This window comes from Sphingobium sp. (assembly GCF_033795625.1).
Lineage (GTDB): Bacteria > Pseudomonadota > Alphaproteobacteria > Sphingomonadales > Sphingomonadaceae > Sphingobium.
Map to the genome: position 1 here is coordinate 15,201 of NZ_JARYGI010000036.1, position 21,155 is coordinate 36,355.

Consider the following 21,155-nt stretch of genomic DNA (forward strand, 5'->3'; position numbering starts at 1 on the left):
ATGACCTACGACATAGCGCTTCGTTACCAGCAGGCGCTTGACCCAAGCGCCCTTGTCACCATCGGCACCACCCTCCACGCCATCAAAGCCGCGATCACGGACTGCCAAAACGCCGGCAAAAACCTTGAGACCGATCCGGCGATAACGCTCCTGGTCCGCCACTTCGCCGCCGTATGCGCCGAACGGCCATCCGACGCGCAACTGCGGCGGGACTGCATGGAGGAGATTGCCAGGCTTCGCCGCCAGTCGCCGCTCAAGACGCTCGCCTATCGCGGCGTCGCCTATGATGAGGCCGCCAAGCGGCTGTTCCACACCGAGGGACGCGCCGCGATGCGGCGTCTGGCCGACGCGCTGGAACTTGCGGAGGGAAGCTTCGACATTCGCTCCAACAAGGCAGGACCGGCCGTTTCGGGCGAAGTCACGCTTCATGGCGAGGACCTCTGGGTTCAGCTTTCGCTGGGGCCGTACGGCCCCGATCGCGAATTATGCTATCGGTCGGTTCAAGGGCGCTCGGACCATATAGGCGGCCGCAATCACTGGGCGCCCGTGCGCGACCTGCTCGCGCCGGAACGGTTCGCCGCGCGCCTCGTGCGTGATCTGCGCCTGGAAAGGCGCCCCGCGCGCCGGCTCGTCGCATGATCCCCCGCATGATGCGCGTCATCGCCGCCCGCGCCCACATCGGAGACGGCGAGCCCAGCTATGCCTATCGGCTCTACGTCCCTTTCACTGAACTCTCGCTCGAGCGCCAGGCCCTCATCCCCTATCGCACGCCCTTCGGGGTGGAGCCGGGAGATCAATGGGTCGCCGGCTCGAAGAGGTGATCGCGCCCATGAGTCATCTCGAAGCGCCACCGGGCCTGGGCCGCTATAACGAGCGGAATGCGATTGCCGCCGTCGCCGCACGGGTCTCCCTGTCCTGCTGCATGGCCTGTTCCCTGAAATGACCGCCGAGATGCTACCGCTTCGGCTCATTGTCACTTCCCGTCCGGCAAATGCCGTCCTGCAAGCGCAGATCGATGATATTACCGGCCGCTATCGCTTCCTTGCCGAAAACCTTTCCGAGCTCGATGCACGATCGCTCGGCCTGCGCATCGGGCGAGCGGCGACATGAGCCGGGCTTTCAACCCCGCATCTCCGCAATGCTGGATCGCCCGCGGCCGGGACCCGGAGCATGCGGCGATCATCGCCTCGGCCTGGCAATCCTTTCCCGATCTGCCCGCCGACGCGCCTTTGGAACTTCGCATGCGCCGGACCCGCGAGCGTGTCACGGCGATGCGGCCGGTGATGGACGCGATGCACGCCGATCAGGAGCGCGCAAGACAAGCCCGCAACTTCGCCTTTACGCAGGAGCGGGTCGCCGATGGCAGAGGCGACGCCCGCGAGACTGCAATCCTGCGTGGCCGCGACTTGCACCGCTATGACTGGGATCGCTGCGTGCAATATGCGAGCGGCTGGTATGCGGCAAATGCCGGCTGGGCGATGCACCCACCGTACGGTGGCAACACCGGCCTTGCCGATCGGCATCTGGTCGAGGCCTATCTGGCCGAATTTCGCGACGCGGGCGGAGATCCTGCCGACCTCTTCGATACGGCTCGCCGCGAGTATATCGCGGCGGAACGATCCAGTACCCCGACGCGCTCGCCCTCCTCGCCGATCTCGGGCCGTCCGCTTCCCAGCAGCTGGCCCAAACCGTCCGACGCGCCGCGACCAACGCCGTGGCGCCTTCGCCTGCTTGTCCTCGGCGCGCCGGAGGCTGGGATGCCGGTCGCGTACGACGACGGCGCAGGCGCCGCCGCTGGTTTGCTGACACTTATGGAGAAGCGCACGGGAGCGGACGAGGCGACAATCATCGTAGTGACGGCAACGGGCTTCATGTCCCTTTCGCAGATGAATGCCGTCGCATGGCCGCCCAGCCAATTGGAGGCTGCAGCTACACTCGCGAAGGAAGGAGCGCACGCCGAGCGGCTGGCTTCGCTTATCTCCGGCGGCGACTTCGACGAGATTCTGGTTGCGGCCCAAGGCGCTTACCTTAGCATGATCGATGCCCATGCCGCCGCCCTGCCGATGTGCCAGATTATGGAGCGTACGCGTAACACGGTCCGGCAGCAGCGCGAACATTTCCGGATCTGGCTCGATCGGGGACTGGGTCCCGGCGAGATGACCGGCGCCGGCCACATCCGCTGGGGCAAGGCCGCGAACGGACTGTCGGCGAAGCTGGGCGAGTTCACCGCCCGCTATTACGGCAAAGTCCCCGGGGCGGGCCACCGGATCATCGTCGAGCTGGCAGGCGGAGCAGCGGCACAGGGATATGTGACGAACGCCGGCGAGCCGGTCCTTGCGGAAAGCTATGTCAGCAACCAGCGGCAGCTGCGCGCCGCGATGACAGCTCGGCTGCGGGCGTTTGGCGCGGCGACCTGCCTGTCTCAATTGCACCACACGCCGAATGTCGCCTCCCCTCATCGGCGGTGATCCTCCGCGCTGAAGCTGAGCGCCGCTCGAGGGCCAACCCCGGCGGACGAGCTTCCCGGCCGCGCCCATTTTCCAAGGAACAGTCATGCACACCAGCCGTAGCCAGCGCTGGCGCGAACGCCGCGCGCAATGGGCAAGCGACTTTACGCTCATCGATCCCAAGGCCTGTGACGTGGATGTCATCGACCAGGCGACCGCCAAGGCGTTCATCGCCCGGCATCATTACCTCACCACCTATCCGGCCGCACAGGTCGCCGTGGGGCTATTTGGCCGCGCGGCGAGGCTGGAAGGCGTGGCGGTCTTCGCTGTGCCCGCTACCGGCGCGGTCATCACCCGGCACACCGGCTTTTCGGACCCTGCGCGCGGCTGCGTCCTGGCGTGACTGATCCTGCTCGACGCCGTCCCCCAAAACCGGGAGTCATTCTTCTGCAGCCGCGCCTTTCGCATTTTGCGCCGTGAGCGCCCGGCGATCGAAGCGGTCGTCTCTTACAGCGATGCCCAGGCCGGACATATCGGTCGAGTCTACGCCGCGCTCTCCGGCGCGCATCGCGGCCGTACCGCGGCGCGCACCGTCCTTCGGGCAGGATCGGTCACGATCCCAGGTCGCACAGTATCGAAGATCCGCGGCGCCGAGCGAGGTCATGAGGGGGCGGTCGACAAACTAGTCGGTCTGGGAATGCCCAGGCCCGCCTACGGCGAAACGCTTGCCGACTGGCGGGTCCGGCTGCAGCGCGAGGGACATCTCAGCCGGCACGTGCAGAGCGGCCTTTTCACCTATTGCTTCGAGCTCAGCCGAGAAGCGCGCCGCAGAGGCCGCCTTCTGCCACGGCTGCCCTATCCCAGAGTGCTAGCACTAACCCAGCCTGATCTCTCCGCGCTCTTTTCGAGCTCAATCTGAGCAGCAATTTTTGTGGCATCCCACAATAATTGCACTATGGCGAACGCATGAATTCGTCCGCTACCTTGCAACTCGATTTTCGACGGCCGCTGCGCGCGCCGGTGCGGCATAAATCGCGTGTCTGGCGAGGCGTCCGGGTCGAGCAAGTCGTGCTGGAAACCGACGAGCCCTATGACTTTCGCGCCGTCGGCGATGCGCATTATCTGGCACTCCACGACATGACGCTGCTCGATGGAGAGCTCCGGATCGACGGACTCCCCGCTATCGCCAGAAAGGATCTGCGCGACACGCTTACTTTCGCGCCACGCGAATGCGCGCTTGACGGCTGGGCGAAACCGAGTCCGCGGCAGAACAGCTACACCGCTTTCTATTTCGATCCCGATGAGGTCTCCGATGAACTCGGCGCACGTTATGCCCGTGCCGAGGCGCGGCCCTTTGCCTATAAGCGTGATCCTTCGCTTGTCGCCACCATGACCAAGCTGAAGCAACTGGTCACGATGCCGGGGGCGGATGAGCTCTACGGCGAGGCGCTCTGCCTGATCGCCGCGATCGAGATCCTGGGTATCGAGCCGCAGTCCGTGTCCGGCCTGACCAAGGCGCAACTGCAGAATGTCCACGAGTTCGTAGCGGCGCATCTCGACGGGCCGATCACGCTTGACGACCTTGCCCGGGTGAGCAGCCTTAGTCGGTCCCATTTCTCGCGCGCTTTCAAGGCCAGCGTTGGCATCGGCCCACATCGTTTCGTCAACGACTGGAGAATTCGCCGCGCGCGTGATCTGCTTGAGGGCGCCGCGCCGCAGCCGATCGATGCGGTTGCCAGGGCAGTGGGCTTCTCGAGTGCCGGCGTGTTTCGCCGGGTCTTCCGTCAGTTCGTCGGTGTCACGCCGCAGCAATATCGCGAGGAGCGGCGCTGAGCGCCTCGTCCGTTCAATCCCGGGGGAAAATGTGAGTAATTCCGACAACACGTCCGGGTCACTGCTTGGCTGGCTCGGCTTTCGCGGCGCGCGTCATCCAGCCGGTGCCAATGGTCAGTCCCCCAGCGCGTCGGAAACGCACAGCCCGTTCTGGCAGGCGCGCCGGGAGCTGCTCGACGAGATCGCGTCCTTCCTGCTTACCCATGGCTTGGACGTGACGGCGAACAACCTTCTTGCAGCCCATGAAGTGGCGTGTGGCGCCAATCCCGCGCTCGCCCGGCAAATCGCACGGCGATTGGCGGAGGGCGAAGCGATCACGCAGCAGTGGCTCGACGAAGCGACTGCGGCACACGATGGCGAAGACAAGCATGACGGTATTGAACAGCTCATGACGCGGCTGGAATCGACGCTTGAAAGCTTCTCGAAGAATACCAGCGCCGCGCGAAGCGCCACGTCCGACTATAGCGATGAACTGGCGCAGCATGTCGCCGAGCTCGACCAGGTCCAGCAGACAGGCAGCATCATCTCCAGCCTTGCCGACCTTGCCAAGGCCATGCTCGAACGCACGCGCCGGCTAGAGACCGACATGCGCCGCAGCGAAGACGAGGCCAAGGGCCTTCGCCGCAGCCTCGAAAAGGCAAAGCGCGACGCCGAAGTCGATCATCTGACCGGTCTGCTCAATCGTCGATCCTTCGAAGCCGTGCTCGATCGCGAGTTTCATGAAGCACGTGCGCAACTCGATCCGCTGGTCGTGGCATTTTGCGACATCGATCACTTCAAGCAGATCAACGACAATCACGGCCATGAGGCGGGCGACCGTGTCATCCGCGCGATCGCCGACATGCTCGCCGGCGTCTCGGACGATAACTGCCATGTGGCGCGCCATGGCGGCGAGGAGTTCGTGATGCTTTTCCGCGGAGCGACGTTGACCGAGGCCAAGAAGCGCCTTGACGACGTGCGCGAGCAAATGGCGGAACGGCGCCTGGTCAACCGCAAGACAGACGAAGCCTTCGGCAGGATCACCTTCTCAGCCGGCATCGCGGATGTCTTTGACCATTCCGATCCGCGCGCCGCATTACGCGCGGCCGATGAGGCCCTCTATGCCGCGAAAGAGGCGGGCCGCAATCAGATCTGCATCGCCCCACGCGCCGAAGCGTCGGCCTAAGCGCGCAAGACGGTTCCGGCGCTGGGCATCCCTTCTCTCGTCATCCGCAGGCTTTGATGGCGGGCCTTGCTACAAGCGCCGTGAACCGCTGGTACAGTTCTTACCGCACCACAAGTACTGGAACATGACTGTGCGCGACGACTTCCCAGGTCTTGCTGCCCAACGCCAGCCGACCAATTCCCCGCCGTCCGTGAGATCCCATTACCACAAGGTCACAGCCGTGTGACTGAGCCGCTTCGATGATCGCCTCTGCCGGCTGAGCTTCAGCCACATGAATCGTGCTGACCTCGAGACCAGCGCTCGCGGCCGCTTTCTCGGCCGCGGACAACATCGCCGTCGCCGCTTCCTTCTGGCCGGACATGTAATCTCCCATCAACGCATCGCTGGGGACGAATCCGAATTCGCCGCCCGCATAGACCGGATAAGGTTCGGTAACGGTGATGAGCGTGACGCGCGCGCGGAGGTCTCGCGCCAGCGCGATGCCGTGATCGACACCCTTTTGTCCGACGTCCGATCCATCGGTCGCGATAAGAATATGCTTGTACATCAGCCTCTCCCCATTTCGATAATTGCGCAGCATGAAGTTTGGCGGTTCCATAGTCCAGAACCGATTTGAGGCGAGCGCTAGCATGATCAAGCGTTCATCAGGGTGGGGCGCTTGTCGTTCAGCATGCAACGCAGTCTCGGCCGGTTTGAGAGAGGAGAGGGGTTTTCCGATCGCGCAATTTCCTGCGCAAAGATCGGAACTCCCATGCATCGCTCATCCAGTGCCGCCGCAATTCCAAAGCCGTTTCCTTCCACCGGGCGTTTGCCGCCGGTCCCGCCGGCCCCCATCGTGCTTGCGTACGGGATCGGTGTCGACAGCACCGCTCTCCTCATAGAGTTGCATGCCCGCGGCGAAGCCCCGGACCTGGTGCTCACCGGCGACCCTAGCGTCGAAAAACCTGAGACCTACGAATATCAGAAGTTGATTTCGGCGTGGTTGCAAGCGCGGGGTATTCGCTATGAGACGGTCCGCTACGTGCCCCGACGGTTCAAGCATTGGCCGCCCTATTATGATCTGCTCTCGAATGTCCTCACCAATGCCACGCTGCCGAGCATCAGCCTGGGCCGCCATTCCTGCAGCCTCAAATGGAAGATCGCGCCGCAGGATGCGTTCCTCAAAGCCTGGGAACCGGCAAAGGCGGCCTGGGCGCGCGGCCAGAAAGTTGTGCGCCTCATCGGCTACGACGCCTCGCCCGCCGATACGCGTCGCTACACGCACGCGGCAACGATCGCCGACGATCGCTTCGAGTGCCGCTATCCGCTGCGCGAGTGGGGATGGGACCGGGCGGCGTGCATCGCCCGGATCGAGGCGGCAGACTTACCCGTGCCGCCGAAATCGAGTTGCTTCATTTGCGGCGCGATGAAACCCGACGAAGTGCGCGCCTTGCCGTCCTGGTGCCTCAGGCTCATCATTCTGGTCGAGGCTCGCGCGGCGCCGCGTCTGCGCACGGTTGAGGGGCTGTGGCGACGCTCCACGCGGTCGCGGCCCGGGCGCATGACTGACTTCATCCGCAGAGAGGCGCTGCTGCCCGCCTCGGAGATCGAGGCGATCGTCGCCGAAGCGCCGGCCGACCTGATCCGGTTTCAGGATGCTGCCGCGCTCATTCCCTTGGCGGAGCGACCAGCCATGACCGACTGGCTCGAACGCTTCAATGCCGGGCTTGGCCGAGGCGCCTAGCTCTATCGAGAGGAGACGGTCCCCAATTTACGACCCGCCGTCGTTCCCGGGCTCCGAGGCCGCAGGCGCAACCGCCGCGGCAGCCCGCCGAGGGCGTCCGCGCGGTTTCGGTTCACTCGACGGGCTCTTGGCAGGGCTCGGCTTGGCCGCTTCGACACGCTTTCGCATCTGGCGCTTGGGCTTGGAAGTGGCAGAAACCTTTGGCACTTCTCCAGGCTGGGCGCTAGGCGCCGCAGGCCCAGCTTGGGCAACGGCCTCGCTGGGCGGTGCAGACGAGTTGCTCGATTTGGGCTTACGGCCGAGGCCGAGGCGCTTCGCCACCTCGCGGCGCTGCTCGAAATAGCCCGGAGCGACCATCGGATAATCCGTCGGCAAGCCAAAGCGCTGGCGATAATCGGCTGGCGTCATTCCGTGCCGTGACAGGTGCCGCTTCAAGCTCTTATACGGTTTTCCGTCGATCATGCTGAGAATGTGATCGCGTGAGGCGAGGCTTTTGCGAACAGTGACAGCGGGCACGTGCTCCGGCACTTCCGGTTTTTCGGCCTTGCGAACTCCTGCAAGAGCACTGCGCGTACTCTCGATCAGCCCGGCCAGTTCGCTGCTCGGCAAAGTGTTGTTCGAAACATAAGCGCTCAGCAGTTGCACAGTCAAAGCCGCGAGATCGGGCTGTTCGGCCTCGGCCATCCTACTATCCTTCATCATGGGAACTGACGAAGCCCTTTGCACAGGGCCGCATTACGACGGGGTAAAGCGCAGGTCGTGCCGGACACGCGCGATAAAGTCAAAGGAGAGGGGGGAGGGCGGGCGTGCTGGTGAAATTTGCACAAGGAGTCTCGCGCATGCCGCTGCCGACCACGATCCACAGCCGGGTCGATCCCGCCGCCATCTCCAAGGTGACGCGGCTCTTCAACAACAGTCTGCACGATGTGCTGACCGAACTGTTCCAGAACGCGCGACGGGCAGGTGCGACCTGCGTCGATCTCGATCTCGATGTCGAGAGAGACGGCGCAACCTAGCTCAAGCTTTGCGACAATGGCGAGGGTATTGACGATCCGACTGCGCTCCTGGCGCTCGGTCGCTCGGGCTGGGCGGACGATATCCGCAGCCGCGAAGATCCCGCCGGCATGGGTGTCTTCAGCTTGGCAGGACGGGCGGTCCACATCGATTCCTTCTCCCGGCAGTCAAACAGCGGCTGGTTTATCGCCATAGCCCCGGAGGCCTGGGAGTCAGGGGAAGATGTATGCGTCGCGCCAAGTCCGCACCGGCGAGGCACGATGGTGCGAATCGCGTTGCCCAAGGAATGGCAGCGCGATCTGGCCGAGGCCGCGAGACGGGCGGCACGCTATTGTCCGATCCTCGTTCGGCTGGCTGGCGAAGCGCTGCCGCGGCAGGACTGGCTCGAGGGCGCTGCCCGCATCGCTCTGGTAGACGGCGTGCGGATCGGTATCTTTCAGAGCCGCGCGACGGCGCGATCGTCGCCCATTATCAACTTCCACGGTCTTACCGTCGCCTGCTGCCTGCCCTCCATCGCCGAGGAATGGGACCGGCACTGGTCCGTTCGCATCGATATCGTCGATGCGCCGCACCTCAAGCTGGTCCTGCCCGCTCGCAAGGAAATGGTCGAGAATGACGCGCTGGCGGGGTTGCGCGGGACGATCAAGCAGGCGCTCTATCGCCATATCGGAAGCACCGGATCGCATCGCCTCAGCCATGCGCTCTGGAGGGAGGCGCGCGATCTTGGCGTGATACTGCCAGAAGCGACAGCCATGCTCGACGCCTGGCAGCCCGCCGTGGCGGACTGGACGAACCGGTCCCACGCTCCTGAATATCGCACCGGCGCCGAGCTCATAATCGCCGGCTCCTTCGGACCTGCGCGCGATCAATGCGCTGCCATCGCCATCGCACTGGATCCGCGCTTTTCAGGCAAGCTCGTCCGCGAGGAGGAGGCTATGGCCGGCTATGGCTGGTACGACGCGCTGCCCCGGATCAGTGATCTGGTCTTCGAAGTCGATACAGGCGACCAGACCGCAGTGTTCGGCAACGGCGATGACCCAGGCCTTACAAGCGCGGCTGTTGATGCCGTCAGGCTTCGGCTGAAACTGACCAACGCGAACGATGCCATCATGATCGCCGCGCCGGTCGCTCTTCACTATGATGAAGCGACCCACTGGAATGTTGAGGAAGCCGGCATCTTCCTGGCTCCCGACCACAAGCTAGCTCCCGAGGCCCTGGTCGATTTGCTCGACGCAGCATGTTTTAGCGCTAGCGACGACCCCGCTGCCGACTTCTGGGACACGCAGCATGACCGGTTCCTTCTCGACGCCGCGGAGATCGCAACGCGGTTGCTGCTCGGTGACGACGCAGCTGTCATCGAGCGGCTCCGCAGCATCCTCGCTTACCGCGCCCAATGGTTCGTGCCCGAAGGCCGCCAATTTGTGGCATCGATCGGGCGAGATCGCATCGACGTCGCGATCGTTGCCCAGGGAGATTGCGTCGATCATCGTCCCATGGAAAGATCGACAGGCTGCGTCGCTATAGGAACTGTAGCCACGCCGGTCGCGCCGTTCGTCGAAATGAGGAGCCCTGCAGATGAGCCGCTATGATCTTCCGCCAAAGCCCGGCCCGAACGATGTCGTTCGGGCGTGTGTCGGCTGGGATCGACCGCTTCAGGCCTTCTTCGCCCAGATATTCACCCGCACCGAGGCCGAAGACGAAGAGGGCGAAGCGACAATATGGCTCGGCACCGAGCCCGGCGAACTTCCCACCCCCGAAACCGCGATCGCCGTGGTGGCGCCCTATGCTCTGGTCCCCGCCGATCTCGCCGAAACCTTGCGCACAGATATGCTTGCCTCCCGCGAACAGGAGGACGGCCGGCATCAGGTGGCCGTCAAGCAGCGGCTGTTCGGCTCGATCCATTGATGCCTGGAAGCTGGATCAAGCATTTCGCTTGGCGGCGCGCTGTTCCCAAGCCTGCTATACAAGCTTTGCATATGATTGCGACATAGCGCTGTTCGGGCTCGTGCAGTCGATTTAGTTACTCGTGTATATATCATCTGCGCGGGGCTAGAAACGCCCGAGACTAAGTTGATTGATGCGGTTGTGGCGGAAAGCAAACTCGACAAGGCTGATGCTCGTCGCTGCCTCGATAACGCAAATGACGATGCCGCCGCGCGGTGCCACCACCGGGTTCTCAAGCTCATTCAGCTGCGCGAGCAACATTGATGATGTAAATCGTCGGGGGACAGCGATCGGGTTCAGCTGAGCGGCCCGGCTCGGCACATCCCAAGGCCGCCGATGCGGGCCTCGGACATGGGCGCTGGCGCGCCTGCTCGGCCGAACGGCCGAGGAGAAGAGGGGGAGAGGGGAAGATGTCTCGGACAAGGGGTTCGAGCGCATCAACTCGAAAGGACTTCCCCATGAACATCGGTGCAATCAAGCAGAATGAAGCGGGCATTTACGTCGGCAAGATCTCGACGTTGACGATTGCGATGGTGATCGCGCTGCGCGCGGTCGTCTCGAGCAATCCCAAGGCGCCCAAGTTCGAGGTGCTGGCGCTGTCGGCGTCGCGGGCCTGGGTGCAGGTCGGCGCTCTGTTCGAGCTGTTCTCCAACGGCACGGGGGAGGCGTTCCTCAACGGCAAGATCGAGGATCCGAGCCTGACGGCGCCGCTCTACATCTCGGCGTTCCGCCAGGATGACGGTTCGTACAATGTCGTCTGGTCGCGCCCGACGCGCCGCCGCGATCTCGCGGCCGAGATGACCCCCAAGGCCGATGACGCGCTGCCGCCGCTGCCGGGCAGCGAAGAACCCGCCGCCGAGCCCGCCGAGGCTGGCCTCGGACAGTCCTCCGCCGCGCATGGCTTCGGCCCGGAGCCGCAGCAGGAGAGCGCTCGTCGTCGCCGCCAGCGTGCGCCCGAACCCGCCGAGGCCGTCGACTGATCTGCCGCTTCGGGCGGATCAAGCCTTTGCGCTACACCAATGCAGGGCCTGGTTCGTCTTTCGAAGCGGGCCCTGATTAAACTTAGGAATCGAAACTTGCTACTTTAGCAATAACAGCTATTTGATACGATCACCGGTAGATATGGGAGAGCGATATGGATGCCGAACGAACCATTGTTCCTCTGGAAAAAAAGAGGGTCGCGCTGACGACCTTTCACAACCATACCGGGCAGTATCTGGATCTTGGCCGCCGCTCGCCGGTCACCATCACAAAGCACGGTCGACCCGACATCACTTTTGCCGAGGCCGCCTATTTCGAGCGCATCGAACGCATCGCGGCAGGCCAAATTCTCTCGGTGCTGGACCTTGAAGTCGTAAAGACCAGCGAAATGCCTGAAGAGCATGCGGTTCTCTTCAAAGCCTCACGACCTACGCAGCAAGAGGTCGAAGCGGACCGGTGGAACGATGACCCCGCTACCTAATGTCGGAGACATACTGCATTACGTCTACCTTTTCGCGCACGAAAAGGAGGCGGGAAGGGATGAAGGGATCAAAACACGACCGGTGATGGTCATCGCCATCAAAGAACGACGCGTCTTTACGGTCGCCATTAGCACCAAGGCTCATTATCGTGGGTCCGTTTTGCCCGTACCCGATGCAGTCGCAGACAGAGCCGGTCTCGCGCGTGGCACCTCGGTCGTAGTCGATCAGTACAACCATTTCACGTGGCTCGGATTCGATATCCGCCCAGTCACCACCGAGCCATCCTATATCGCTGGCCGCATGCCGCCCGGCTTCACGAATACAGTGCTCACAGCACTTACGTCAAAAGCGAAAGGCATCGATCGGGATTGAGATCCGCGTTCAGCGAGTGACGACCGGAGGGGCGTTACGGTCTGCCTCGCCAGGCCGAGCCGCTGCGATCACCGTCCGCGCCAACGGAGTCGCCCTTGGGGGCAGCCCTGACCGCGCAGTCGCCGTCCGGATTGAGCGGATGCAACCGGTCGAGCTCGCGGCAGACGTCGCGCGCGACGTTCCTGATCCGCACCATCAGGCGCTCGGCGTCGCCTGGCGCGCTCAGATCCAGGTCGCCATAGAGCACCGGCATCCGAACCGTCGTGATCGCGACAGCGACGCCAGTATATGGACTGCGCTCGACCGGTGCCGGAACGGAGCGCGGCGCCTCTACCGTGATCACATCGGCCGTTTCGCCAACCTCCTGCGCGGCGGCGCCTCCGGCGATCGACCATGACAGTGTCCCCAGCAGCAGACCGAGAGATCGCTTCGACATCCTGACATTCACTTCTGGTCTCCGCCTTGCGCCATCCTGCACGCCGGGACGCTCCCCTCGGTGCGCCGGCTTCCGGCGCGGTCCTTGATCGACCTCAAAACGGCCATCAGCAGGATTTTTCGCAAACAGGTCTCAACGGACGCCGATACGGTGCTGGAAGCGGCCGCGCAGGTCGGATGGCACCCAACGGTGAGCAACGCCCCTGTTGGCCGGGATGGCGACGCTGAGCGGTGACGGCTTGAGCGCGGTCCTATCGGCGCTGCGCTTCCGCGATCCTTCCTTCCCCTGACATGCGATAGTGGCGCACTGAACGTCCCCCACCGGGCTTGTCTGTCGCTCTGCGTCAGCTCCGACAGGATGCGAACTCCCGCCATCCTGTTTCCGCCGCTTGAGTGCCTCGCCGCCGCGTGCCCATCCGCCAGTCGGGATGAAAAGCTGCGCCCGTGCGGGATCGCCGCAACCTGCGATTTTACGGCCGTGTTGTCGGCCTGCGGCCTCCGCCCGCACCACCCGAAAAATCGCAGGTTCCCCTCCTTTGGCGGCGCCACGGCGCCGCGTCGTCGGTGCATCGCTCCCTGTGCCCGGGCTTCGACTCGATTTCATCCCGGCGGGATCGGCCCGCCGGCGCAAAGCGAAAGGCAAGCGACCATGAACAAGGTATTTCTCTCAGGCCGCATCACGACGGATATCACCCGCTTCGGCACGGACAGCAAGGGCGGGGTTAGCTTCACCCTCGTTACCAGCCGCCCCGTCATCAAGGACGGACAGGTCCAGAAGGACGAAAGCGGCTACACCGAAACCTACGACCAGTTTCACTCCGTCAAGGCGTTCAACGGCCTGGGCAAGTCCGTCGCCAATCACAAGAAGAAGGGCGACAAGCTCATCGTCACCGGCGAGATCCGCTACACCCGCAACGAGCGCGAGGGCCGCACCTACTACAACACCGAGATCGTCGCCGACGAGATCGAGTTCGTCTGACCCTTCCGGGCGGCCCCTGCGGGCCGCCCGTCTCGTTTCGGAGACCGCTCATGTACAACCTCACGCATTTCGACGAAATAGCCGGCCCCGGCCACGGCATCGAAGCCATCAATCCCGGCATGGTCGCCCGCATCCGCGCGCAAGCAGCAGACCTCGACCGCTACCAGATTGCCGCCCGCCTCGCCGACGCGGTCACCAACGCCGCCGACGCCGCGCACAGCCGCTCCTGGGAGGAGAGCCAGTTCGGCGATGCCAGTCCGGACGCGATCGTCGATCAGGAATATCATGAAGAGCTGGCATCGGCATGGTCGCTGGTGGCCATCGAACATCAGCTGATCAGCCCGGAAACCATCATGGCGCATCACGCTTCGCTGCACTGACCGCAGGGTCGAGGCTTGCGCGGTATGTTCGGACACCCGGACATGCCGCGCTTTGCCGTGCCTGGAGCGTTCTGGCGCGCCCTTGCCGCAAAGCCAGGAAAAAGAGGAGAGGATAGGGTCGGGACCGCTAAGGTTTTTGTGAGCCAGCCTGACCGGCAGCAATGAAACGCATCGGCGCATCCCGCCCTGTCGGCATCGGCACGGGCTACGCGCCCGATGCCGGCGGGGCGGGACCGGGGCTCTATTCACGGGGCCGTCATCGGCCTTGCGGCGCTGTGCCGGCACCGCTCACGGCGCCGAGGCCGGTCGCGTCGTCTCCGCCCATGTGGGTGATTATCCCCTTGCGGAAGCGAGCCCCGGGGACCCCCTGTTAAAAATTAGTATCTCCTATCTCTTTCTAGTTTGGCATGCGGGGTTTGCGGCCGGTCAAGGATGAGCGGTTCCCCCAATTTTCACGCGGGCGCCGCTGCCGCGCCGCTCGCGAGAAAATCGGCTCCCCCGCTCCCCGCGAGGCGGCGTCGACCGGAGCCGGTCGACGTCCCTGACCGACCTGACCACCGCATGCCGTGGGGAAAGTCTCATCGAGTGGATGAGAAAACAACACCCATGGAGGCAATCATGTCCAAGACGTTCAGCAATTTCGCCCAGCTCGCCAGCTTCGTCGCATCGGGCCGCACCAATGAGGAGCAGATCGAAGCCTATGAAGGGGCGTTCATCGAGCATGACGAGATGGCCAGGATGAGCATCGTCGACGCGCCCGAGCGAATGGAAATGCCCGATCCCGACCAGGTCCGCGTCGCGGTCGAAATGATGATGCAGACGATGTTCGACGTACTGCGGGATACAAGGCTGGAGAGCTATGCGGGCGATCTCGCATGGGGCTTCGCCAACAGCTTCCATGTCGTGGCCAAGCGCATCGAGGGACGCGAGGACGATGCCGCCAAGCAGCTGCGTGAACTTGCCCGAACCTTCGACCCATCCGAAATCTACGCGACCGAACTCGAGGACACCCAGCTTCTCTGCCAGACGCTGCAAGGTTGCCGCGAAGCGATGGAGTGCATGCGCGACCATGCCGCCGAGGTCTATCGGGTCGAGACCGGAAGGCCCTTCTCGCCGGTGCGTGGCAGCCGCGTATCAAGCAGCCTCACCGCCTCCATGATTGACGCGCGCGACTATCTGGCCGCGCGTGCTCGGGAACGCCGCGAGCAGTTCACCCCGGAGGGGCCGGTGGTGGCATTCTCCGGCGGTCAGCAGTGGGAGGATGTCGATCTGCTGTGGCGCGGGCTGGACTCGATCAAGGCGCGCATCCCCGAGATGATCCTCGCAACCACCGCACAGTCGAAGGGCTGCGATGCGATCGCGCAGGCCTGGGCCGCCGCTCGCGGGGTCAAGGTCGTGCAGTTCCGTCTCGACCGCAAGCTCGGGGCCAAGGCCGCCTTCGTCCGCAACGATCGAATCCTGGGACTGAAACCCGTCGAGGCGGTCATCTGCGAAGGATCCGGCATCCAGATGAACCTCGCACAGAAAATCCGCCAGGCCGGCATCCCGCTCCATGTCGTGCGGCTCGAGCATCAGGCAACGCAGGCCGTGCAACGGCGGGCCTGATCCCGTCGCGAGAGGCTCCGGCGCCAGCCGGGGCCTCTCTCCTTTCTTCTGACGATCATGCGGCGCGCGCGGGCATCGAGCCCCCGCGCGCCGCTTTCGCAACTGCGGCTTCCTCCGCCGAGCCCGCCGATAAAGAAGAGGGGGTGTCCGGCGGGGTGGTTCAGCATAGGAGTCAGGCCGTGACCGTACAGTTTCGCATCATGCCTTCAAACGTCAGCGATCCGCTTCCCCGAGCCCAGATCAACGCCCGTCAGTTGAGCGCCTTTCGCGACTTTCTGCGTTCTGAAGGAGCCCGCACCCATACCGCCTTACTCGACCCCGAGCGTGAGGCGCAGGCGCATCTGGCCTATGCCTTCGAGGCCCGCATCTGCCCGATTGCGCTCGCCACCCTGGCCCGGCTCTTCGACTATGACGAGGCGGTCATCAGCGTCTTCGAGGAAGCGCAGTTCAGAGGGCGGCGCGTCGCCGTCCGTCGCGACGAGGAGGCGGGCGCCATCCTCCTTCAGGTCGGCACGACGGCCGATCACGACCGGGCACTCTATCTCGACCCGCACGACGCCGGCGCGCTGCTCGATGCGCTGGGTCTTCCTGTCGATCCGGGCGGTACTATCGACGCCCGATGGCTGCGCGACAAGCTCGCTGACGAAGCGGTTCGCGCGACAGTGGCGCGGGCCGGGCTTGCCGCATTTCTGAACCAGATCGATCATCTGGTCGCGAGCGCCGCCACTGATCCGTTCGCCAACCTTGCCTGGTGCGAGACCAGCCGGCGCACGCACCGCCCATCACCCTCGTGCGCGTCAGCATGATCCGGCAGCTTGGGGCGAACAGCCGCGCAGGACGGTGTCGATCGCCATCTGGAGATGGTTCGCGGCAATATCCTCGCGCAGGTCATCGAGCAGCGGCAGCACCTCGCGCATCAGCACGATGGCCAGCGCGCGCCTGACTGCCGGATCACTGGTCCTGTCGTTGTCGACCGCATCGCACATGCATCCTCCAACACCATCTGCGTTGATCGGCGGAAGCGGCGGCGAACGACGCAGCGCCCCGACAAACTCCCGCGCGCTGGGCGCGGGAGCCGGGGCTTGAGAACACGGTCAAGACAGTGCGCCTACGCTTTTAGTGCCGGAGCACCTGGACATATGCGCAGGCACCCCGGCGTGAAGCTCACACCGAGTGCCGTTCCTGACAGGGTTCTCAAGCCCCGGCGCCGCCATTTGCGCAGCGCAATCGGGACCCTAACATAGTCGGCGCGGGGCACCAAGCGGCGTCCGGACAGGGGTCTTCCGCCGCGCTCCCAAGGCTCTGTCGCCGGCTCGCTCGCACCGGCATGGACCCGCCGGTCCACGCCGCGCTACGCCTTGCCGCAGGCGCACAACCGAGGGGTAAAATCTCTCACAGTCTTCCCATTCTGTCGGGCGGGCGAGGCCGCCTCAAGGATCGACGGTCCCCCCAATTTTCCCGCGGCCACGGTTCCGCTTCGCTCCACCGCAACCACGAGAAAATCGGCACCCCCGTCGCCCGCTTGCGCGGTCGCCGGCGATGCCGGCGATCCTTGACCCGACCTCACCCGCCCGACGCGCCTGACCCTGTCATTCAAGACAGTCAGGAGCACATCATGCAGATCATCTCGAACAACGCCGCCGCCGACCACGCCGCTTACTTCGCAGCGGTCGCATGCGCCGAACGCCGCGCGCTGCACAGCTACTTCGACCAGCATGTTATCGAGGATCGGGAGCTCGGCTACGTCACCATTGATGAAGGAGATTATGGAGCGCTCTCGCAGGCGCTGATCGACCGGATTGTGCACAGCGTGCCGGGCGGCCTCGTCGACGAATACTGAGCTAGCCAGGGGAGAGGGGCGCGTCGGCGCCTCTCTCCTTTTTTGCTGCGAGGGAATACGGACATGGGGGGCATCGAGCCCCCCATGTCCGTGCCGCGACTGGCTGGTCGCGGCAGGGGACTCTTCAAGCGCTCAGGCGCTTCTCCACCTCAGCAAAGCCGAGGCTTTTGATTCGCGCAAGCAGCTGTGTCAGCCGCTTGGTCTCGAGCTTGAGCAGACCCGTCTTTTCGACGGCCTGTATCGCCTGCTCTCGCTCTCGCTCTTCCAGCCTTTGCCTGCGCTCTTCCAGCTTGCGGGCCTCTTCTTCCAGTGCGGCTCTTTCCTGTTCCAATGTGCGTGCCATTTGGGCCTCTTGGTTCACGCTGATCGGGCTATGAACAGTGAAGATATAGAGGCCGGGGCAGGGGGCGGGAAGCGGAAGTTGCATTCGATGGCTCGGCGGGCCTTCGGCGGCCCGCCGACCGGGGCTCTATTCGCCATGCCTGGCATGGCTCACGGAGCCAAGCCTGCCGGCTTGTCTCCGCCCTTATGGGTGACGATCCCCTGCCAGACCTGAACGGTCCTGGGCGGATTGGCGACAACCGGATGCTAAGCTTTTCCTGTCACGATCGCGCGAATGCAGCATGCCCGTCTCCCCCTTGCCAACCGCAATCGCCTTCTGCTCCTGTCGATGCTGCCCCTTCCGCTCGCCATCCTGGCGACCTTCGCGATGGTCCTGCTGGTGGGCGAGCGATTTCCACGCCAGATCGCGCCCGGATCGAGCCTGTCTGGCATGGTCTTGCACTGTCGGGACTGGTGCTTCTCGCCGTCATTCATCACGTCTGGCGGCAATGGACGGACTTAGCGCCCAGACGCTTTGCCCTGGCTCTCGCCAGCGTTACTTCGTTCATGGCTTGGCCGGTCTGGACGACGGCCATTCTGCCCAGCGTCAATGGGGTGATGTTCGGACCCGAGGCGGCGAGCGCGATGCATATCGTAAAGCTCACGACAAGCCGCCCCAAGAAGAGTAATCGCCTTTACTATTGGGCGACATTACGGCCGATCGACCCGCGCGCGCCGATCGGCGCCGGGCGCTATGTCGTCGACAAGGCCGCCTATGAACGATGGCAGCTGGCGCCAACAAGGCCCGCCCAGGTCGTCCATGTCGAGGGCCTGCTTGGCGCCCGCATCGCCCTGGCCTTCCGCTAGGAGAACGCTGCCGGCAGCGCCTGAGCGCCGCATCGCTTTCTTCCGTCCATCGGACGGTCGGAGGCTTCGCCAGGCGACAATTTCCGGCCCTTTCCACCCATGAACGTTACGCCGCCGATTTTGGGTTCAGCCCAGTCAGAACAAGCACACCGAACGCACCAGTGGTGCAGAGTTTTTGTGGTCGATACAATATGTTAGTAGTGTCCAAGGGCGTGGGCCGCTGTGGGACATCAGAAGCCCCCATGCGCAAAGCCCGGAAATCCACCGATTCTGCGTGGCACCGGCGAACACAGCGATAGCCGGCACGCCGGGATGATTGCTCTCTCGCCATGAATACGCTATAAGCTGCACATCATCTGAGACCCCACCAGCCTCCCTGCTAGGAGGCTCGGTTTGACCACCCCCAACAAGCATTGCACGGTCCGCCTGGACCGGAGCAAATATGATCACCTCGTCGCGCTTGCTGCCGAGCGGGGATGCACGCCATCAGATCTCATCCGCGCGGCGGTCGACAGCTTCCTCTCGGCGGGCCAGCTGTTCACCTCGAGCCAGCGACGTCTGGCGCGGATCAGCGAGTTCCAGCAGCTCGCCCTCGACATCATTATCCGGGAGCAGTTTCCCGAATATCGCGACCGCCTCATCGCGGAAACCGACAAGCGCCTGGAGCAATATCATGGCGCGTGAGGACATCCGTTCGGACGCCCGGCCTATCCCGCTGACGCACCACAGCGCGCGCGGAAGAGTTCAGCGCAACGCAGGAAATTTCACGCGCGGCAGCCAGCTCATCACCCATGAGGTGCTGATGTGGTTTTCGGGCGCGCGCCTGCCCTTCATCCTGTGGTTCTTCACCTTCCTTGCCGCCTGGTTCGCCATCCTCTCGATCAAGCTCGATGAGCATGGCTTCCAGCTCGTCTGCATGAAAATCTATTCGGCCCTGTGGAACTGGGTCGACCTCAATCCCAGCAAGCGGGTGAACGTCACGCTGCCGAGCGGCGAAATCATGCGCACGGTGATGCCCGCGGTCCCCTATATCCCCGAGGTCATCGCCGCCTGGGCGACCGCAATGCGAGGCCTGATCGGAGCCTTCCTCGTCTCGGTCTTCATCACCATTCCCGTCGCGATCTGGTTCGTCGATCTCTCACACCGGCGGGGACGCTCGATCCTTCAGGAACGGCACGAGCGGGGCGCCATGCTGGTCGACCGGGCGATCCTGCAATCCGAGATCACCGATCATAACCGCGCGAAGTTCGAGGAAGAGGCGACCAGCCTCTTTCCCGGCCTGCCATCTCGCCAGGTGCTGGCGCTACCCTTCCGGGCTCGCAAGCAAGCGGGCATCCACCATCCCTACACGCTCGCCGGCATTCCCTATCCGCACCGGACCGAACAGTCGCATACCATGCTCATCGGCACCACCGGGTCGGGCAAGACAACCGAGCTCCGCAGCCTCGTATCGCAAATGCGTGAGCGCCAGGACAGCGCCGTCATCTTCGATCTGACGGGCGCCTATGTGGAGTCGTTCTACGATCCTTCGCGCGACACGATCCTCAACCCGATGGACGCCCGTTGCCCGGCCTGGTCAATCTTCAACGACTGCCGCACCCACAGCGAGTTCACAGCCGCTGCCGCCGCTCTGATCCCATCGGATGGAGGGTCCTCAGAGCCTTTCTGGGCGCTCGCTGCGCGCACGCTGTTCATCGAGATGTGCATGCGCCTCCAGGAGCGCGGTGCGACCACCAACCTCGCCTTGTCCGAGAACCTGATGACCGCGGACCTCAAGCGCGTCCATCGCTTCCTCGCGAACACGATTGCCGATCCGCTCACGGCGCCCGAGGCGGCTCGCATGGCGGAATCGATCCGCGCCGTCTTCAACACCAACGCGCAGGCGCTGCGCTTCCTGCCGGACGTGGGCGAGCCGTTTTCGATCCGCGACTGGATCCGTCGTGACGACAAGCCCGGATCGATCCTGTTCGTCACCTCGCACTATGTCGATCTGCCGATGAACCGGGCACTGCTCACGCTCTGGATGGACCTGTGCATCACCCGGCTCATGACCCTGCCGCGAACCCGCTCTTTGCGGACATGGTTCATGTTTGACGAACTCGGGGCGCTGCACCGGCTGCCGGCCATCGAGAACGGGCTTCAAACCGCCCGTGCATTCGGCGGCGCGATGATCCTTGGCATCCATAGCTTCGAAAAGCTGGTCGAGGTCTATGGCGAACAGGGCGCGCGCAACCTCGCATCCCTCGCGCGCTCCAAGCTCATCCTCGCGACCGCCGATCTCGACACCGCCGAGCAGTGCGCCCGCTACATCGGCAACCGGGAAGTGCGGCAGATGGATGAAGCCTACAGCTATGGCTATAATAACACCCGCGACGCCTCCACGCTGACCCCGCGCAAGCAAGTCGAACCGCTGGTGATCGCCGACGACATCACCAATCTTCCTTCGCTCCACGGCTTCGTCAAATTTCCCGATGGCTTCCCGGCGGCGCGCATTCTCCTGACCTGGAAGGACTATCCTCAGGTCGCCGAGGGTTTCGTCCCTCGTCCCGATGTTCAGCCCGTTCGCTCGAAGCGCGGAGAGGAGGTGTTCGAAGAGGAGGGAGCGGAAGAAGCGGGTGGGCGCGACGGTGCCGGGCAGGTGGTCCAGGAAGTCACTGAGCCGACCAACCTCGCCAAGGAGCTCGCCGCAAATTGGACTTGTAACGGTTTTGCGCCGGTCACCTGAGCGATTAGAGCTCGCAACAGGAGACCGACGAGATGATCAAGC

At 64.0% G+C, this 21,155-nt stretch carries 31 protein-coding genes; 24 read left to right on the top strand and 7 right to left on the bottom strand.

Features of this window, described 5'->3' with window-relative positions; translation table 11 throughout:
• From QHC67_RS15225 to QHC67_RS15245, 5 genes are all read left to right on the top strand, one after another.
• Positions 1–639 carry a hypothetical protein gene (locus tag QHC67_RS15225; RefSeq protein WP_319295541.1) on the top strand — a complete coding sequence of 213 codons (639 nt, stop codon included), beginning with the start codon at positions 1–3 and terminating at the stop codon, positions 637–639.
• On the top strand, positions 636–821 hold the full coding sequence (locus QHC67_RS15230; protein WP_319295542.1) for a hypothetical protein: 186 nt from the start codon (positions 636–638) through the stop codon (positions 819–821). Before QHC67_RS15225 ends, QHC67_RS15230 begins: the two co-directional genes overlap by 4 nt.
• 118 nt (positions 822–939) lie before the next feature.
• On the top strand, positions 940–1,110 hold the full coding sequence (locus QHC67_RS15235) for a hypothetical protein (protein WP_319295543.1): 171 nt from the start codon (positions 940–942) through the stop codon (positions 1,108–1,110).
• Positions 1,107–2,468 carry a hypothetical protein gene (locus QHC67_RS15240; RefSeq protein ID WP_319295544.1) on the top strand — a complete coding sequence of 454 codons (1,362 nt, stop codon included), beginning with the start codon at positions 1,107–1,109 and terminating at the stop codon, positions 2,466–2,468. The genes QHC67_RS15235 and QHC67_RS15240 overlap by 4 nt, the downstream gene beginning before the upstream one ends.
• Before the next feature lie 85 nt (positions 2,469–2,553).
• On the top strand, positions 2,554–2,850 hold the full coding sequence (locus QHC67_RS15245) for a hypothetical protein (protein ID WP_319295546.1): 297 nt from the start codon (positions 2,554–2,556) through the stop codon (positions 2,848–2,850).
• Between the two features lie 36 nt (positions 2,851–2,886).
• Here QHC67_RS15245 and QHC67_RS15250 read toward each other — a convergent pair whose 3' ends face one another.
• Positions 2,887–3,111, bottom strand: coding sequence for a hypothetical protein (locus tag QHC67_RS15250; RefSeq protein ID WP_319295547.1), 225 nt, complete (start codon positions 3,109–3,111; stop codon positions 2,887–2,889).
• A gap of 302 nt (positions 3,112–3,413) precedes the next feature.
• Here QHC67_RS15250 and QHC67_RS15255 point away from each other — a divergent pair, with 302 nt between their 5' ends.
• Together QHC67_RS15255 and QHC67_RS15260 are read left to right on the top strand one after the other, a co-directional pair.
• Positions 3,414–4,280, top strand: a complete 867-nt coding sequence (locus tag QHC67_RS15255) for an AraC family transcriptional regulator (protein WP_319295548.1) — start codon at positions 3,414–3,416, stop codon at positions 4,278–4,280.
• A 31-nt stretch (positions 4,281–4,311) separates the two neighbouring features.
• Positions 4,312–5,445: a GGDEF domain-containing protein gene (locus QHC67_RS15260; protein WP_319295549.1), complete on the top strand. Its 1,134-nt coding sequence runs from the start codon at positions 4,312–4,314 to the stop codon at positions 5,443–5,445.
• Between the two features lie 100 nt (positions 5,446–5,545).
• On the opposite strand, the gene QHC67_RS15265 is transcribed toward QHC67_RS15260, so the two are convergent.
• Positions 5,546–5,992: a universal stress protein gene (locus tag QHC67_RS15265; protein ID WP_319295551.1), complete on the bottom strand. Its 447-nt coding sequence runs from the start codon at positions 5,990–5,992 to the stop codon at positions 5,546–5,548.
• A 204-nt stretch (positions 5,993–6,196) separates the two neighbouring features.
• On the opposite strand from QHC67_RS15265, the gene QHC67_RS15270 reads away from it, so the two are divergent.
• Positions 6,197–7,168 carry a hypothetical protein gene (locus tag QHC67_RS15270; RefSeq protein ID WP_319295552.1) on the top strand — a complete coding sequence of 324 codons (972 nt, stop codon included), beginning with the start codon at positions 6,197–6,199 and terminating at the stop codon, positions 7,166–7,168.
• A gap of 27 nt (positions 7,169–7,195) precedes the next feature.
• Here the strand turns inward: QHC67_RS15270 and QHC67_RS15275 are convergent, their stop codons facing one another.
• Positions 7,196–7,852, bottom strand: coding sequence for a MucR family transcriptional regulator (locus QHC67_RS15275; RefSeq protein ID WP_319295553.1), 657 nt, complete (start codon positions 7,850–7,852; stop codon positions 7,196–7,198).
• Between the two features lie 155 nt (positions 7,853–8,007).
• On the opposite strand from QHC67_RS15275, the gene QHC67_RS15280 reads away from it, so the two are divergent.
• From QHC67_RS15280 to QHC67_RS15290, 3 genes are all read left to right on the top strand, one after another.
• Complete coding sequence (locus tag QHC67_RS15280) at positions 8,008–8,184, top strand: hypothetical protein (RefSeq protein WP_319295556.1); 177 nt, start codon at positions 8,008–8,010, stop codon at positions 8,182–8,184.
• Between the two features lie 258 nt (positions 8,185–8,442).
• Complete coding sequence (locus QHC67_RS15285) at positions 8,443–9,771, top strand: ATP-binding protein (RefSeq protein ID WP_319295558.1); 1,329 nt, start codon at positions 8,443–8,445, stop codon at positions 9,769–9,771.
• Positions 9,758–10,087 (top strand): hypothetical protein, encoded by a 330-nt coding sequence (locus QHC67_RS15290; protein WP_319295560.1) that lies wholly within the window; start codon positions 9,758–9,760, stop codon positions 10,085–10,087. The genes QHC67_RS15285 and QHC67_RS15290 overlap by 14 nt, the downstream gene beginning before the upstream one ends.
• Positions 10,088–10,231: 144 nt before the next feature.
• Here the strand turns inward: QHC67_RS15290 and QHC67_RS15295 are convergent, their stop codons facing one another.
• Positions 10,232–10,387 (bottom strand): hypothetical protein, encoded by a 156-nt coding sequence (locus QHC67_RS15295; protein WP_319295562.1) that lies wholly within the window; start codon positions 10,385–10,387, stop codon positions 10,232–10,234.
• A gap of 197 nt (positions 10,388–10,584) precedes the next feature.
• Here QHC67_RS15295 and QHC67_RS15300 point away from each other — a divergent pair, with 197 nt between their 5' ends.
• From QHC67_RS15300 to QHC67_RS15310, 3 genes are all read left to right on the top strand, one after another.
• A complete protein-coding gene (locus QHC67_RS15300; RefSeq protein WP_319295564.1) occupies positions 10,585–11,106 on the top strand; it encodes a DUF736 domain-containing protein in 522 nt (173 codons plus the stop codon).
• 155 nt (positions 11,107–11,261) lie between these two features.
• A complete protein-coding gene (locus tag QHC67_RS15305; protein ID WP_319295566.1) occupies positions 11,262–11,588 on the top strand; it encodes a type II toxin-antitoxin system prevent-host-death family antitoxin in 327 nt (108 codons plus the stop codon).
• Positions 11,572–11,961 (top strand): hypothetical protein, encoded by a 390-nt coding sequence (locus QHC67_RS15310; protein WP_319295568.1) that lies wholly within the window; start codon positions 11,572–11,574, stop codon positions 11,959–11,961. The genes QHC67_RS15305 and QHC67_RS15310 overlap by 17 nt, the downstream gene beginning before the upstream one ends.
• Positions 11,962–11,995: 34 nt before the next feature.
• On the opposite strand, the gene QHC67_RS15315 is transcribed toward QHC67_RS15310, so the two are convergent.
• On the bottom strand, positions 11,996–12,397 hold the full coding sequence (locus QHC67_RS15315) for a UrcA family protein (protein WP_319295570.1): 402 nt from the start codon (positions 12,395–12,397) through the stop codon (positions 11,996–11,998).
• 84 nt (positions 12,398–12,481) lie between these two features.
• Here QHC67_RS15315 and QHC67_RS15320 point away from each other — a divergent pair, with 84 nt between their 5' ends.
• The 5 genes from QHC67_RS15320 to QHC67_RS15340 all read left to right on the top strand — a co-directional run bounded on the left by QHC67_RS15320 (position 12,482) and on the right by QHC67_RS15340 (position 16,166).
• The gene (locus QHC67_RS15320; protein WP_319295572.1) at positions 12,482–12,631 is read left to right on the top strand and encodes a hypothetical protein; all 150 of its coding nucleotides are present in this window, start codon (positions 12,482–12,484) and stop codon (positions 12,629–12,631) included.
• Positions 12,632–13,045: 414 nt separating this feature from the next.
• The gene (locus QHC67_RS15325; protein WP_319295573.1) at positions 13,046–13,375 is read left to right on the top strand and encodes a single-stranded DNA-binding protein; all 330 of its coding nucleotides are present in this window, start codon (positions 13,046–13,048) and stop codon (positions 13,373–13,375) included.
• Between the two features lie 50 nt (positions 13,376–13,425).
• Positions 13,426–13,755, top strand: coding sequence for a hypothetical protein (locus QHC67_RS15330; RefSeq protein ID WP_319295575.1), 330 nt, complete (start codon positions 13,426–13,428; stop codon positions 13,753–13,755).
• A 618-nt stretch (positions 13,756–14,373) separates the two neighbouring features.
• Positions 14,374–15,360: a DUF2493 domain-containing protein gene (locus QHC67_RS15335; RefSeq protein WP_319295577.1), complete on the top strand. Its 987-nt coding sequence runs from the start codon at positions 14,374–14,376 to the stop codon at positions 15,358–15,360.
• A 179-nt stretch (positions 15,361–15,539) separates the two neighbouring features.
• Positions 15,540–16,166 carry a hypothetical protein gene (locus tag QHC67_RS15340; RefSeq protein ID WP_319295579.1) on the top strand — a complete coding sequence of 209 codons (627 nt, stop codon included), beginning with the start codon at positions 15,540–15,542 and terminating at the stop codon, positions 16,164–16,166.
• On the opposite strand, the gene QHC67_RS15345 is transcribed toward QHC67_RS15340, so the two are convergent.
• Positions 16,158–16,346 (bottom strand): hypothetical protein, encoded by a 189-nt coding sequence (locus QHC67_RS15345; RefSeq protein ID WP_319295580.1) that lies wholly within the window; start codon positions 16,344–16,346, stop codon positions 16,158–16,160. The two genes, QHC67_RS15340 and QHC67_RS15345, sit on opposite strands and share 9 nt — an antisense overlap.
• A 629-nt stretch (positions 16,347–16,975) precedes the next feature.
• Here QHC67_RS15345 and QHC67_RS15350 point away from each other — a divergent pair.
• The gene (locus QHC67_RS15350) at positions 16,976–17,200 is read left to right on the top strand and encodes a hypothetical protein (RefSeq protein ID WP_319295583.1); all 225 of its coding nucleotides are present in this window, start codon (positions 16,976–16,978) and stop codon (positions 17,198–17,200) included.
• Positions 17,201–17,324: 124 nt separating this feature from the next.
• On the opposite strand, the gene QHC67_RS15355 is transcribed toward QHC67_RS15350, so the two are convergent.
• A complete protein-coding gene (locus QHC67_RS15355; protein WP_319295586.1) occupies positions 17,325–17,543 on the bottom strand; it encodes a hypothetical protein in 219 nt (72 codons plus the stop codon).
• Positions 17,544–17,816: 273 nt separating this feature from the next.
• Between QHC67_RS15355 and QHC67_RS15360 the strand changes: the two genes are divergently transcribed.
• The 4 genes from QHC67_RS15360 (at position 17,817) to QHC67_RS15375 (ending at position 21,113) form a co-directional block, all read left to right on the top strand.
• Positions 17,817–18,044: a hypothetical protein gene (locus QHC67_RS15360; protein ID WP_319295588.1), complete on the top strand. Its 228-nt coding sequence runs from the start codon at positions 17,817–17,819 to the stop codon at positions 18,042–18,044.
• 44 nt (positions 18,045–18,088) lie between these two features.
• The gene (locus QHC67_RS15365) at positions 18,089–18,388 is read left to right on the top strand and encodes a hypothetical protein (RefSeq protein ID WP_319295590.1); all 300 of its coding nucleotides are present in this window, start codon (positions 18,089–18,091) and stop codon (positions 18,386–18,388) included.
• Positions 18,389–18,781: 393 nt separating this feature from the next.
• Positions 18,782–19,072, top strand: a complete 291-nt coding sequence (locus tag QHC67_RS15370) for a hypothetical protein (RefSeq protein ID WP_319295592.1) — start codon at positions 18,782–18,784, stop codon at positions 19,070–19,072.
• Positions 19,062–21,113: a type IV secretion system DNA-binding domain-containing protein gene (locus tag QHC67_RS15375; RefSeq protein ID WP_319295594.1), complete on the top strand. Its 2,052-nt coding sequence runs from the start codon at positions 19,062–19,064 to the stop codon at positions 21,111–21,113. Before QHC67_RS15370 ends, QHC67_RS15375 begins: the two co-directional genes overlap by 11 nt.
• Positions 21,114–21,155 lie beyond the last annotated feature (42 nt).